Below are 13,554 nucleotides of genomic sequence, written 5' to 3'. Positions count from 1 at the left end.
TTATGAGTGGATTACATATATTAGCGTTTGGTGCTCATGCCGATGATGTTGAAATCGGCATGGCTGGTACCATCGCTAAATATACAAAGCAAGGGTATGAAGTAGGTATTTGTGATTTAACAGAAGCTGATCTTTCTTCAAATGGAACGATAGAGTTGAGAAAAGAAGAAGCGAAGGTTGCAGCTCGTATAATGGGAGTAAAAACGAGGCTGAATTTAGCGATGCCAGACCGTGGTTTGTATATGAAAGAAGAGTATATACGTGAAATTGTCAAGGTGATCCGTACATATAAACCAAAACTAGTTTTTGCACCGTACTATGAAGATCGCCATCCAGATCATGCAAATTGTGCAAAGCTTGTGGAAGAGGCTATTTTTTCAGCAGGAATCCGTAAATATATGCCGGAACTTTCACCACATCGTGTGGAGTCTTTTTATAATTATATGATTAATGGTTTTCATAAACCGAATTTTTGTATAGATATAAGTGAGTACCTCTCTATAAAGGTGGAAGCATTAGAAGCGTATGAAAGTCAGTTTTCAACAGGGAGCGATGGTGTTAAGACACCGTTAACAGAAGGTTACGTTGAAACTGTAATCGCTCGTGAGAAGATGTTTGGAAAAGAAGTTGGAGTCTTGTATGCCGAGGGATTTATGAGTAAGAAACCGGTTTTATTACATGCTGATTTATTAGGGGGATGTAAATGAAATTAAAAATAGGTATTACATGTTATCCTTCTGTAGGTGGTTCTGGAGTTGTTGGAACAGAATTAGGAAAGCAATTGGCGGAACGTGGGCATGAAATTCACTTTATTACATCGGGTTTACCATTCCGGTTAAATAAAGTATATCCAAACATTTATTTTCATGAAGTGACGGTAAATCAATACTCTGTATTTCAATATCCACCATACGATTTAGCGTTAGCAAGTAAAATGGCCGAGGTTGCACAAAGAGAAAACTTAGACATTTTACATGTGCATTACGCAATACCACATGCAATTTGTGCATATTTAGCAAAACAAATGATCGGAGAGCGTATTAAAATTGTTACAACCTTACATGGAACAGATATTACTGTGTTAGGTTCCGACCCTTCGTTAAATAATTTAATTCGTTTTGGTATTGAGCAATCGGATGTGGTCACTGCTGTCTCGCATTCATTAATTAACGAAACACATGAGCTTGTAAAACCAAGTAAAGAAATTCAAACGGTATATAACTTTATAGACGAACGTGTATATTTCAAGCGTAATATGTCTCAATTAAAGAAAGAATACGGTATAAGTGAGAGTGAAAAAGTACTTATTCATATTTCGAATTTCCGTAAAGTGAAACGTGTGCAGGATGTTGTTCAGGCATTTGCTAAAATTGTTAAAGAAGTAGATGCGAAGTTGCTTCTTGTTGGAGACGGACCAGAATTCTGTACGATTTTACAGATAGTGAAGAATTTACATATTGAAGATCGCGTTTTATTCCTAGGGAAGCAAGATAATGTTGCAGAACTACTTGCGATGAGTGATTTAATGTTGCTTCTATCAGAGAAGGAAAGTTTTGGTCTTGTTTTATTAGAAGCAATGGCGTGTGGTGTACCTTGTATCGGAACGCGGGTTGGAGGTATTCCAGAGGTTATTCAACACGGGGAAACAGGATATTTATGTGAAGTTGGCGATACAACAGGAGTGGCAAATCAAGCTATTCAGCTATTAAAGGACGAGGAACTTCACCGTAATATGGGAGAACGAGCAAGAGAAAGTGTTTATGAGCAATTTCGCTCAGAAAAAATTGTTTCACAATATGAAACGATTTACTATGACGTACTAAGGGATGACAAAAATGGAAAGATTTAAAAAAGCTAGTTCTATTATTGAGACATTAAAGCAACAAGGACATGAGGCTTACTTTGTTGGTGGGAGCGTACGAGATCTTATTATCGATAGGCCGATTGGAGATATTGATATTGCGACATCTGCTCTACCAGAAGAAGTGATGGCTATATTCCCAAGAAATGTTCCTGTTGGTCTTGAGCATGGAACTGTAATTGTTGTAGAAAATGGTGAGCCTTATGAGGTAACTACTTTTCGAACAGAAAGCGAATATGAAGATTTTCGAAGACCTAGTAGTGTTCAATTTGTTCGTTCATTAGAAGAGGATTTAAAACGTCGTGATTTCACGATGAATGCAATTGCTATGACAGAAGAAGGCAAAATGGTTGATTTATTTGCTGGACAGGAAGCCATTCAACAGAGAGAAATTGTGACAGTTGGAAATGCTGCGGATCGTTTTCAAGAAGATGCCCTGCGAATGATGCGTGGTATTCGGTTTGTAAGCACGTTAGGTTTTTCATTAGAAATGAAAACGAAGCAAGCGATTGAAACGCATGGGCATTTGCTAGAACATATAGCAATTGAGCGTATTACAGTAGAGTTTGAGAAACTGTTAACTGGTACATATTGTGTGAAAGGTCTCAAAGAATTAGTAGAGACGAAGCTATTTTCTCATTTGCCATATTTACAAATGTCAGAAGAGAGACTGTTAAAAGCTACGCAGTATAAATGGGATTCTTTCGAAACGGATATTGAGGCGTGGGCATTTTTCTTATATTGTATCGGAGAAGAACATCCATCTGTCTTTTTACGTCAATGGAAGTTTTCGAATAAAAAAATAAAAGATATTGTTGCAGTTTTATTGGCAATTCGTACTAGAAAGGAGAAGGATTGGGATACAGTCCTTCTTTATAAAACGGGAATTCATATCGCTGAAATGGCAGAGAGAGTATATGAAGCGATGATTGAAAGCTATGACCCTACATCTGTTGAACGAGTACAATTAATGTTTCATGCATTGCCAATCCAGGAACGTCAAGAAATGAATGTGACTGGTAATGATTTATTAAACTGGGCAAACAAAAAGCCTGGTCCGTGGGTTGCTGAAATGCTTCAGAAAATCGAAGAAGCAATCGTACAAGGAAACGTAGTTAATGAGAAAGAGCGTATAAGGGAGTGGCTGCAAGGATGCAATCTACTATAAGAAAGCAGTTATTGCAAGTTTTTTCTGAAGCGGATGGCGAGTTTGTATCCGGCCAAACAATTAGTGATAAACTTGGTTGTTCAAGAACTGCTGTGTGGAAACATATGGAGGATCTGCGGAGTGAGGGATATGAACTTGAAGCTGTGCGCCGATTAGGTTACCGAATTGCAAGTAAGCCAGACAAAGTGACTGCTAATGAAATTCAGTTAGGACTACAAACGAAGCGGATTGGTAGAACAGTGTATTTTGAAGAAACTGTTGAATCAACGCAGCACATTGCAGCAAAACTTGCTTATGAAGGTGCAGAAGAAGGAACTGTCGTTGTAGCAGAAGAACAAACAGCGGGAAGAGGTCGTTTAAGCAGAAAATGGCATTCACCAAAAGGAACAGGGATTTGGATGAGTATTATTTTACGCCCGTCAATCCCAGTTCATCATGCACCGCAACTTACTTTGTTAGCGGCTGTTAGTGTTGCACAGGCAATTGAAAAATGTACAGGTGTAAACGTAGGAATAAAATGGCCAAATGATATTTTAATTCAAGGTAAAAAGGCTGTAGGTATATTAACAGAAATGCAAGCGGATCCTGATAAAATTAATGCTGTCATTATGGGCATCGGTATTAATGCGAATCAAAAGCAAGAACATTTTGATGAAGAAATTCAGCACATCGCTACTTCATTAGCGATTGAATCAGGTAAGCCGATTGTTCGTGCAGAACTTATGCAACAAATCTATTTACAACTAGAAAAATTATATGAAGAATATTTACAAAATGGTTTCTCTGTCATTAAAATTCTTTGGGAAAGTTACGCTGTGAGCATCGGGAAAGAAATTACCGCTCGAACGATGAGAGAGACAATTACGGGGTTAGCAAAAGGAATCACAGAGGATGGTGTATTACTTCTGGAGGATCATGAGGGGAAAGTACATCATATTCATTCTGCAGATATCGAAATTAAGTAAAAGAAGTTCCTCTTTTGGAACTTCTTTTTATTTCAATAGTTTTGAGTTGAATTTGTAACATGATAATAAATTCTTTTCATCTGCAATTCTCCTCGTATATTATATTTAAGCTGTAATTCAAACTTAGGTTTTCTTCCTACTATGAGACTTATAAATAATCCTTGGACGTCTCAAGATATTTCTAGATAATGGTCTTAGGATCATTTGGGACAATTCTTTCTTCTCCTGTGGATTTACCACATAAAAAGAGTGTTTCTCAGTGAACGTGCGGGACTTCCTACTCGCAGGCTGAGCAGCCTGACCCTCGAACTTAGATGTTAGTAGCTCTAGGGCGGCTTTCGATTCAGGACTAGCTCTCATACACGAGGTTGTTGATCGGCGTGCACACTAGAGATATCTCGAGACGTCCAAGCAATGATTCTAAATCGAAAGGAGGTCTCTTACATGAGATTATTTGTTGGATTAGATGTAAGTTCGTTTGATATAAAAACTTGTATTCTAAATGGTGACGGAGAAAAGCTAGACTCCTTTTCAGTCAATAATGATTTACCAGGTGCCATAGCGCTAAAAGAGCGATTATTACAGCGTATAGCCAATCAAAAAGTAGAAATTTTTAAAATCGGTTTAGAATCTACATCTGTTTATAGTTTTCATCCATCTATGTTTCTTCATTATGATAAAGAGTTACAAAGTTTTGGAGCAAAAGTATTTCTAATGAATCCAAAACAAATTACGAACTTCAAGAAAAGCTATTCTGACATGGATAAAACAGATGAGATTGATGCCTTCGTCATCGCTGACTATTTACGGTTCGGACGAAATCAAATGTCTATCGTAAAAGAAAGCCAGTACGTAGCACTACAACAATTGACAAGATCTCGTTATCAGCTCGTTAGAATGTTGACAAAGGAAAAGCAACATTTTCTACAACACCTAAGTTATAAGTGTAATACGTTCTCACAAGAGGTGGATTCTTCTATATTCGGCAACGCCATGATGGAGCTATTCCTTGAAAAACTTAGTCTAGAGGAATTAGCTGACATGCCTTTAAACGAACTCGCTGAGTTCCTACAAGCAAAAGGAAAGAATCGGTTCGGTGATCCAAAATGTGTTGCGTCAACCATTCAAAAGGCTGTTCGCTCTTCCTATCGTTTAGATAAGGTAGTGGAAGATTCAATCGATGTCCTTCTCGGAACATCAATTGCGGTCATTCGTACCTATCAACAACAAATTAAGGAAATAGAAAAGTCCATTAAGCAAATCATGGCTGGATTACCTCAAACACTTGAATCCATTCCTGGAGTGGGTCCCGTATTCGCTGCTGGTATTATCGCTGAAATTGGTCAAATCGAAAGATTTGATGATGAAACTAAGATTGCAAAATATGCCGGATTATATTGGCGCAAACATCAATCTGGTCGTTTCATTGCAGAAAACACTTCATTATCTCGTAATGGAAATCACTACTTACGTTATTACCTAGTTGAAGCCGCCAACTCTGTAAGAAAGTATGTATCTGATTACCAAGAATATTACGTAAAAAAATATAATGAAGTACCAAAGCATCAACACAAACGTGCACTCGTTCTAACCGCAAGAAAATTTGTGCGATTGGTGGATGCGCTACTACGCAATCACCAACTCTTTACGCCAGAAAGGTGCGTGAAAGTGTGACATAAAACCTGTCATCGCTACCTTTCAAATATTTTCCAGTAAATTACATACATTACTGGTCTAGTTTCGTAATGTCTTTTTTCAACAAAATGTCCTTTGATAACTTTGATTTCTGTTGTTTTTCCGTTGACATACTACCGCAGGTCTTTGTTAAGTACTTTCCTCAATTAACCTGCATCATTAGTTTAAGAGTTATACTATATAGTTAAATTGATTACAGAAAAAATTAACTTGGACTTTTTTAACATGCGTTGAAAAAACATGTATCTTTTCAGGATTGAATTATCCATAAAAACTGTATAGCATATATACTCTCGTGTTAAATTTCATATACCGTAATAAGAATAAAAAATTATTTTTTCGAAAAAATGTAGTAATTCCTTTTTGTAGTTTGCTATAATTAGTTCGAATGTGGGCAGTATCAGAGCGAACTGCACCATGATTCGAAGTCATACGAAAAATAATAACTTGGATTCTGCCTTGATCCAATAACGGACTGGGACAGAGGGATGAATAATGCCGACTAACACACAACCCTTCTGCCCTTTTATGGCCAGAGGGGTTTTTTTATATGATTTCGGCCATCTCCTCTCTCCTGCATAAAGGAGGAGTAGTTTTTGAAAACAAAAACAGATTTTTTGAAGATGAAAGAGCAAGGTGAGCCGATTACAATGCTAACGGCGTATGATTATCCATCTGCTAAATTAGCAGAAGAAGCTGAAGTTGATATGATTCTAGTTGGAGATTCTCTTGGAATGGTTGTACTCGGATACGATTCAACAGTACCTGTAACAGTAGAGGATATGATTCATCATACGAAAGCTGTACGCCGCGGAGCGAAAGAGACGTTTATTGTAACTGATATGCCATTTATGTCGTATCACGTATCATTACAAGAAACGATGGTGAATGCACGCCGCATCGTTCAAGAGAGCGGGGCACACGCACTGAAGGTAGAAGGTGCTGGAGAAGTTATATCGACGATTCAATATTTGACGAACGCAGGAATTCCTGTTGTAGCGCATTTAGGTTTAACCCCTCAATCTGTAGGAGTGTTGGGTGGATATAAAGTGCAAGGAAAAGATGCGGAGAGTGCAAAAAAATTAATAGAAGATGCAAAGAAATGTGAAGAAGCTGGTGCAATAGCGCTTGTGTTAGAATGTGTACCAATGCAGTTAGCAGAACTTATTTCAGAGCAACTAACAATACCGACAATTGGGATTGGTGCAGGACAAAAAGTAGATGGGCAAGTGCTTGTTTATCATGATCTTATCTCATACGGCGTAAATCGTGTTCCGAAATTTGTGAAGCGATATACGTCTGTTCAAGAGGAGATTGTGCGTGGGATTTCACAATATGTTACTGAAGTAAAGACAAGGCAATTTCCTGAAGAAAAACATTCGTTCACAATGAAAGAGGAAGAATGCTTAGCGTTATACGGAGGAAAACAATAATGAAAATCGTAACTACAGTGCAAGAGATGCAGCAAATTACGAGCGAACTTCGTGCAAGTGGAAAGAGTATTGGTTTTGTTCCAACAATGGGTTATTTACATGAAGGCCATGCTACTTTATTACGTAAGGCAAGAGAAGAAAATGAAATTGTAGTTTTAAGTGTATTTGTAAACCCACTACAATTTGGCCCAAATGAAGATTTAGATCGATATCCTCGTGATATTGATAGAGATGAAAATGTAGCAAAAGAAAACGGTGTAGATTATTTATTTTATCCGAGTGTAGAAGAAATGTATCCAGCAGAACAAACAACAACGGTAGAAGTTGTGAAGCGCACGGACGTATTATGCGGTCAACAAAGACCTGGTCATTTCGCTGGTGTTGCAACTGTACTAATGAAACTATTTAATATTACGCTGCCAAAGCGTGCTTATTTCGGTATGAAAGATGCTCAACAAGTTGCAGTAATTGAAGGGTTTGTAACTGATTTCAATATTCCAGTTACAATCGTACCAGTTGATATTGTAAGGGAAGAAGATGGTTTAGCGAAAAGTTCTCGTAACGTGTACCTATCACAAGATGAACGTGAAGAAGCTCTTCATTTATACCGCAGCCTATGTATAGCGAAAGAAAGAATTGAGGCAGGTGAACGTAATCCCGAAATCATTACAAATCTTGTGAAAGAGTATATTGAGACGCATACGAAAGGCACTGTAGATTATGCAGATTTATATGCATATCCGTCATTAACAATGGTAGAGAAAGTCGAAGGAAGAATCATTTTAGCTATTGCAGTTAAGTTTGAAAATGTAAGATTAATTGACAATATAACATTAACAGTTAAATAAGGGGGAGCATCTATGTTTCGCACAATGATGAGAGCAAAGTTACATCGTGCAACTGTAACGGAGGCAAATTTAAATTATGTAGGTAGTATTACAATTGATGAAGACTTAATGGATGCAGTAAATATTGTAGAAAACGAAAAAGTCCAAATTGTAAATAATAATAATGGTGCTCGCTTAGAGACATACGTTATTAAAGGGGAACGCGGTAGTGGTGTTGTTTGTTTAAACGGTGCTGCGGCAAGGCTTGTACAACCAGGGGACAAAGTAATTATTATTTGTTATGGGCTAGTTACGGAAGAAGAGATTCATAAACAAGAACCAAAAATTGCAGTATTAGACGATGATAATCAAATTATTGAAATGTTAGGTGCTGAAAAAGCGGGTACGATATTATAAGTAGAAAGGCTATCTCCATTGCGGAGATAGCTTTTTTGTGCATCTTTTCATTAAGATGAGATAAAACGTGGTATAGTAACATTATATAAATTATTGTTGTTTGAAAGGTAAGAAATTGAGGTGTTACATATATGAGTAAGCGTTATGTCGTTGTTGATTTAGAGACGACAGGGAACTCCTGGAAAGATGGGAAGGATAAAATTACCCAAATTGCAGCTGTTGTAGTAGAAGATGGAGAGATATTGGAGATTTTTTCGTCTTTTGTTAACCCAAAGAGAGAGATCCCACCATTTATTACAGAATTAACAGGGATTGATGAAAGTCTTGTAAAACAAGCCCCGTTATTTCAAGATGTAGCCCCGATGATTGTTGAGCTATTACAAGGTGCGGCTTTCGTTGCGCATAATGTTCACTTTGATTGGAATTTTTTAAATGAAGAATTAAGGCAAGCTGGATATACAGAAATACATTGTCCGAAAATCGACACGGTTGAATTGGCTCAAATTCTTTTGCCGACAGCCGATAGTTATAAATTACGTGATTTAGCTAAGAAGCATGAACTAGAGCACGATCAACCACATCGTGCGGATAGTGATGCTCTTGCAACAGCGGAATTATTTTTACAATTTTTAAATGAAATTGAAAAGTTACCACTTGTCACGTTGCAATCGCTTTATGAATTAAGTGATGTGTTCCAAAGCGATATAGCTGATGTGCTTTCTGAAAATATTTTAAAGAAAGTAATGCACGGTAAAGAAGATATAGCGGAGTATGAAATACATCGAAATATTGCGCTGAAAAAGCGGAACTATTCCTTAAACCTTGGAGAAACGTGTTCATCAAAGTTTGATGCTTTCTTGAATAAAACGATGGATAAATTGGAATCACATATGCCAAAGTTTGAAAGAAGAGAAAGTCAACAACTGATGATGAAAGAGATATATACGGCGTTAAGAGATTCTCGTTTTTCACTAATTGAAGCGGGTACAGGAACAGGAAAGACTCTTGCTTATTTGCTTCCCAGTCTTTATTTTGCAAAGAGAAAAGAAGAACCTGTCATTATAAGTACACAAACAGTACAACTCCAACAACAAATATTAGAAAAAGAAATTCCGTTATTACAAAAAATAATGCCATTTTCATTTGAGGCAGCTCTTCTAAAAGGAAGAAAACATTATTTATGCTTACATAAATTTGAGTATGCTTTGCAAGAGGAAGAAAAAAATTATGATATGGCACTTACGAAGGCGAAGATTTTAGTTTGGCTATTGCAAACTGAAACAGGTGATCGAGACGAATTAAATATTCCTGAGGGCGGAAAGTTACTTTGGAATCGTATTTGTAGCGATGCCTATAGTCCAGGTGGTATGCAAAGTAATTGGTTTAGTCGTTGTTTTTATCAGCGAGCGAAGAATAAAGCTTTATTTGCAGATATCGTTATTACAAATCATGCGTTATTATTTCAAGATTTTTCAAGTGAAGAACCGTTGTTTGCTTCATGCGAACATATTATTTTTGATGAAGCTCACCATATTGAAGAAGCTGCGAGTAGAACATTGGGTGAACAGTTCTCTTGTATGTATTTTCAATTGGTTATATCTCGTCTTGGGACGCTAGAAACAGAAGATGTACTCTCCAAAGTATATAAAATGATGAAAAAATCAGAGCAAACATCTCGTTCAACTTTCCGGATGATAAGTTATAGTTTGAAGGAACTTAAGTTTGATGCGGATGAACTCTTCCAAATGTTACGTACTTTTATATTTAAACAAACAAAGCAAGAGCAAGGAACGAATAATATGCCGCTCATCTATAGGTATAACGCAGAACTAGAAAAAGGTAAGTTGTGGGATAGTATCGTCGAATTAACAAATCGTTTTATATATGAATTAAGAAGGGTAGTAACTGCTCTTGAGAAGCAAGTGGATATATTGCAAAGTAAGTTAGAATGGGAGATGCATGTTGTAACAGGTGAATTTATGCATTTAATTGAGTTGCTGAGAAAGATGGCAGAATCATTACAGTTACTCGTATTAGAAAAGAATTCGTATGTAACTTGGATGGAGACTGAAACGAAAGGGACGATTCATTCAACAGTTCTATATGCACAGCCTGTTCATATTGGTGAAAGATTTGCTGATGAGTTTTTAACAGAAAAAAAGAGTGTTATTTTTACATCCGCAACACTAACAGTTAACGATACGTTTGATTATATAAAAGAGGAACTTGGTTTACATGATTTCGCTCCAAATACTTTAAAGGTTCCGTCGCCATTTCGTTATGATGAACAAATGAAATTAATGGTTTCAACGGATGTACCTTTTATTAAGCAAGTAAGTAATGAGCGATATATTGAATCTGTATCGGAACATATTGCAAAGATAGCGAAAGCCACAAAAGGCAGAATGCTCGTTTTATTCACTTCGTATGAAATGTTAAAAGAAGCGTATGCGAATTTAAAAAATAATGATGAATTAGAGGGTTATTTATTACTCACCCAAAGTGTGAATAATAGAAGTCGAAGCCGCTTAATTCGAAAGTTTCAAGAGTTCGACAAATCAATTTTATTAGGGACGAGCAGTTTCTGGGAAGGAATAGATATTCCAGGAGATGCCTTAAGTTGTCTTGTTATAGTCCGCCTACCATTTACACCTCCTCATCAGCCGATGATGGAAGCGAAAGGTGAGTGGCTAAAAAATCAAGGTGAAGATGTATTCGCTAAATTAGCGCTCCCACAAGCAATATTACGTTTCAAGCAAGGATTCGGCCGCTTAATTCGAACAAATACAGATACAGGAACGGTAGTAGTGTTAGATCGTCGTTTGACGAGTTCTTCCTATGGAAAACGATTTCTACAATCGATTCCTAACGTACCTCTTTATGAAGGACCATTAGAAGAATTGTTAGTACAATTAGAAGAACCATCAAATGAATAAAAATGGAAGAAAAATACGCCTGAAGTACTTATAAACTTCAGGCGTAAAAAATGTGGGTAGGAGGAATTTTATTTTTCTTACTTCTTGTATACAAAATGTGTTGGTTTTCGACTTGAAACCTTTTTTTGCTGTACATGTCCTGCTATAATAGATGGGTGATGAAGCAGGGGTTGTAAAGAATGTACTCTTATTGTAACCGCATTGCGTTCTTCTATAATTAGAAATTTTTGTGTAACGGAGGAGTTTTTTCATGGAGAAGAAAATCGAAGTACTATCAACGACGCGTATTAAATATTCGTCGGATTTGTATAAAATTGTTGATAGTTTAAATCGTACGTTAAAAGAGCAAGACCTCATGTTCGGACTAGCATTAGACGAAAAAGATAAAGAAACAGCTGTATTTACGATTTACAGAACGTAGTGATACAATGAAAAAGTGGATTTTTGCAATCATTATTGTTATCGTTGCTAGCGGAATATATGGGGCGTATGTTTATAATAAAGCGATGGGAAAGAAAATTCCAAAAGAGTCGAAATTTGTAGAAATTGCTAAAGAAAAAGCAAAGCTTACAAAGGTGAAATCTGTTGATTATTACAACGGAAAATCTGCATATATAGTCGTGCAAGGTACAGATGAAAAGGGAGAACAACTTATCGTTTGGGTGCCTGAGAAAAAAGGGGATACTGTAGTAAGGAAAAAGAGCGAAGGTATTTCTGAAAAAGAGGCTATACAAAGAACAATAGAGCAAGTCGGCAATGAAAGTAAGGAATCAAAAAGTAAGCCGAAAGAGATTATGAAAGTGAAATTAGGCTTTGAAAATGATGTACCACTATGGGAAGTTACATATATTGATGATGACAATCGTTATAGTTATTACTATCTTGAATTTAAAGATGGAAAATTTTTAAGACGATATAGCATTGAAAAATAGATGTAGGGGGAACTACAAATGAAATTAGCAAAGCGAGTAGCTGCTTTAACACCGTCTTCAACTTTAGAAATTACAGCAAAGGCACAAGCATTAAAAGCAGAGGGTCATGATGTAATTGGATTAGGGGCAGGGGAACCTGACTTTAATACACCAGAGCATATTATGGATGCTGCACATAAAGCGATGTTAGAAGGGCATACGAAGTATACACCAACAGGTGGATTACAATCGTTAAAACAAGAAATTGTGAAGAAATTTACTCGCGATCAAGGTATTGCGTATGATCCATCTGAAATTATTGTATGTAATGGTGCAAAGCATGCATTATATACATTATTCCAAGTATTACTTGATGAGGGAGATGAAGTTATCATCCCAACTCCTTACTGGGTAAGCTATCCAGAGCAAGTAAAGCTTGCTGGCGGTAAGCCGGTTTATGTAGAAGGTTTAGAAGACAATGAGTACAAAATTACAGCAAAGCAGCTGCGTGAGGCAATTACAGAGAAAACGAAAGCAGTTATTATTAATTCACCGAGCAATCCAACAGGAATGATTTATAGCAAAGAAGAATTACAACAGCTTGGAGAAGTATGTTTAGAACATGATATTTTAATCGTTTCTGATGAAATTTATGAAAAATTAATTTATGGTGGCGTAGAATATACTTCAATTGCCCAGCTTTCTAATGCATTAAAAGAACAAACACTTATTATTAATGGTGTATCTAAATCTCATTCTATGACAGGATGGCGTATTGGATATGCTGCAGGAAATAAGCAGCTTATTAAAGCAATGACGAATTTAGCGAGTCATAGTACGTCAAACCCTACTTCAATCGCTCAATACGGAGCAATTGCGGCATATGCAGGCTCACAAGAACCTGTGGAAACAATGCGTCAAGCCTTTGAAGAGAGATTAAACATCATTTATGATAAATTAATTCAAATCCCTGGCTTTACTTGTATTAAACCGCAAGGGGCATTTTACTTATTCCCTAACGTAAAAGAAGCTGTAGCTTTATCAGGATATGCAACAGTTGATGATTGGGCAAAAGCTCTATTAGAAGAGGAAAAAGTGGCTCTTGTACCAGGTACAGGATTTGGTGCTCCAAATAATGTTCGTTTATCATATGCGACATCTCTTGAACAAGTAGAGAAAGCATTAGAGCGCATCCATACATTTATGAAAAGTAAAGTGCAAGCTTAATTTTATATTTCATTCATGTAATATAAAAAACCTCCCTATTAATGGGGAGGTTTTTTTGACGGATTGTGGCAAAAAGAAATAGCTAAAGGTGTGTTATACTAGAGAGCGAGGTGT

Annotated in this window: 12 protein-coding genes; all 12 read left to right on the top strand. The window is 36.7% G+C overall.

Going from position 1 to position 13,554, the window contains the following annotated elements:
• Positions 1-2 precede the first annotated feature (2 nt).
• The 12 genes from bshB1 to aspB all read left to right on the top strand — a co-directional run bounded on the left by bshB1 (position 3) and on the right by aspB (position 13,440).
• The gene (bshB1, locus tag QCI79_RS04800) at positions 3-707 is read left to right on the top strand and encodes a bacillithiol biosynthesis deacetylase BshB1 (protein WP_000015673.1); all 705 of its coding nucleotides are present in this window, start codon (positions 3-5) and stop codon (positions 705-707) included.
• Entirely contained in the window at positions 704-1,849 is a 1,146-nt protein-coding gene (bshA, locus tag QCI79_RS04795) for an N-acetyl-alpha-D-glucosaminyl L-malate synthase BshA (protein ID WP_000768305.1), read from the top strand. The genes bshB1 and bshA overlap by 4 nt, the downstream gene beginning before the upstream one ends.
• On the top strand, positions 1,836-3,029 hold the full coding sequence (locus QCI79_RS04790; RefSeq protein WP_000439316.1) for a CCA tRNA nucleotidyltransferase: 1,194 nt from the start codon (positions 1,836-1,838) through the stop codon (positions 3,027-3,029). The genes bshA and QCI79_RS04790 overlap by 14 nt, the downstream gene beginning before the upstream one ends.
• Positions 3,014-3,994, top strand: coding sequence for a biotin--[acetyl-CoA-carboxylase] ligase (locus tag QCI79_RS04785; protein WP_001192063.1), 981 nt, complete (start codon positions 3,014-3,016; stop codon positions 3,992-3,994). The genes QCI79_RS04790 and QCI79_RS04785 overlap by 16 nt, the downstream gene beginning before the upstream one ends.
• 444 nt (positions 3,995-4,438) lie before the next feature.
• On the top strand, positions 4,439-5,668 hold the full coding sequence (locus QCI79_RS04780) for an IS110 family RNA-guided transposase (RefSeq protein WP_021728073.1): 1,230 nt from the start codon (positions 4,439-4,441) through the stop codon (positions 5,666-5,668).
• 617 nt (positions 5,669-6,285) lie between these two features.
• Positions 6,286-7,122: a 3-methyl-2-oxobutanoate hydroxymethyltransferase gene (gene panB, locus QCI79_RS04775; protein ID WP_000851111.1), complete on the top strand. Its 837-nt coding sequence runs from the start codon at positions 6,286-6,288 to the stop codon at positions 7,120-7,122.
• On the top strand, positions 7,122-7,970 hold the full coding sequence (gene panC / locus QCI79_RS04770) for a pantoate--beta-alanine ligase (RefSeq protein ID WP_000707023.1): 849 nt from the start codon (positions 7,122-7,124) through the stop codon (positions 7,968-7,970). The genes panB and panC overlap by 1 nt, the downstream gene beginning before the upstream one ends.
• Before the next feature lie 12 nt (positions 7,971-7,982).
• Entirely contained in the window at positions 7,983-8,366 is a 384-nt protein-coding gene (gene panD / locus QCI79_RS04765; RefSeq protein WP_000490181.1) for an aspartate 1-decarboxylase, read from the top strand.
• A 131-nt stretch (positions 8,367-8,497) separates the two neighbouring features.
• Positions 8,498-11,302, top strand: coding sequence for an ATP-dependent DNA helicase DinG (dinG, locus tag QCI79_RS04760; protein ID WP_000044958.1), 2,805 nt, complete (start codon positions 8,498-8,500; stop codon positions 11,300-11,302).
• A gap of 250 nt (positions 11,303-11,552) precedes the next feature.
• A complete protein-coding gene (locus tag QCI79_RS04755) occupies positions 11,553-11,723 on the top strand; it encodes a YpmA family protein (protein WP_000412179.1) in 171 nt (56 codons plus the stop codon).
• Between the two features lie 7 nt (positions 11,724-11,730).
• On the top strand, positions 11,731-12,234 hold the full coding sequence (locus tag QCI79_RS04750; RefSeq protein WP_000758739.1) for a cell wall elongation regulator TseB-like domain-containing protein: 504 nt from the start codon (positions 11,731-11,733) through the stop codon (positions 12,232-12,234).
• An 18-nt stretch (positions 12,235-12,252) separates the two neighbouring features.
• Positions 12,253-13,440 (top strand): aspartate transaminase AspB, encoded by a 1,188-nt coding sequence (aspB, locus tag QCI79_RS04745; protein ID WP_000761571.1) that lies wholly within the window; start codon positions 12,253-12,255, stop codon positions 13,438-13,440.
• Positions 13,441-13,554 lie beyond the last annotated feature (114 nt).

The organism is Bacillus cereus group sp. MG1 (genome assembly GCF_040460035.1).
Classification (GTDB): domain Bacteria; phylum Bacillota; class Bacilli; order Bacillales; family Bacillaceae_G; genus Bacillus_A; species Bacillus_A cereus.
The sequence above is the reverse complement of the archived record's forward strand: the minus strand, read 5'-3'. Positions and strand labels throughout refer to the sequence as shown.

Coding starts and splice junctions, on each gene's coding strand:
- bshB1 (WP_000015673.1), top strand. CDS start 3: ATGAGTGGATTACATATATTAGCGTTTGGTGCTCATGCCGATGATGTT.
- bshA (WP_000768305.1), top strand. CDS start 704: ATGAAATTAAAAATAGGTATTACATGTTATCCTTCTGTAGGTGGTTCT.
- QCI79_RS04750 (WP_000758739.1), top strand. CDS start 11,731: ATGAAAAAGTGGATTTTTGCAATCATTATTGTTATCGTTGCTAGCGGA.
- QCI79_RS04785 (WP_001192063.1), top strand. CDS start 3,014: ATGCAATCTACTATAAGAAAGCAGTTATTGCAAGTTTTTTCTGAAGCG.
- QCI79_RS04790 (WP_000439316.1), top strand. CDS start 1,836: ATGGAAAGATTTAAAAAAGCTAGTTCTATTATTGAGACATTAAAGCAA.
- aspB (WP_000761571.1), top strand. CDS start 12,253: ATGAAATTAGCAAAGCGAGTAGCTGCTTTAACACCGTCTTCAACTTTA.
- QCI79_RS04755 (WP_000412179.1), top strand. CDS start 11,553: ATGGAGAAGAAAATCGAAGTACTATCAACGACGCGTATTAAATATTCG.
- dinG (WP_000044958.1), top strand. CDS start 8,498: ATGAGTAAGCGTTATGTCGTTGTTGATTTAGAGACGACAGGGAACTCC.
- panC (WP_000707023.1), top strand. CDS start 7,122: ATGAAAATCGTAACTACAGTGCAAGAGATGCAGCAAATTACGAGCGAA.
- QCI79_RS04780 (WP_021728073.1), top strand. CDS start 4,439: ATGAGATTATTTGTTGGATTAGATGTAAGTTCGTTTGATATAAAAACT.
- panD (WP_000490181.1), top strand. CDS start 7,983: ATGTTTCGCACAATGATGAGAGCAAAGTTACATCGTGCAACTGTAACG.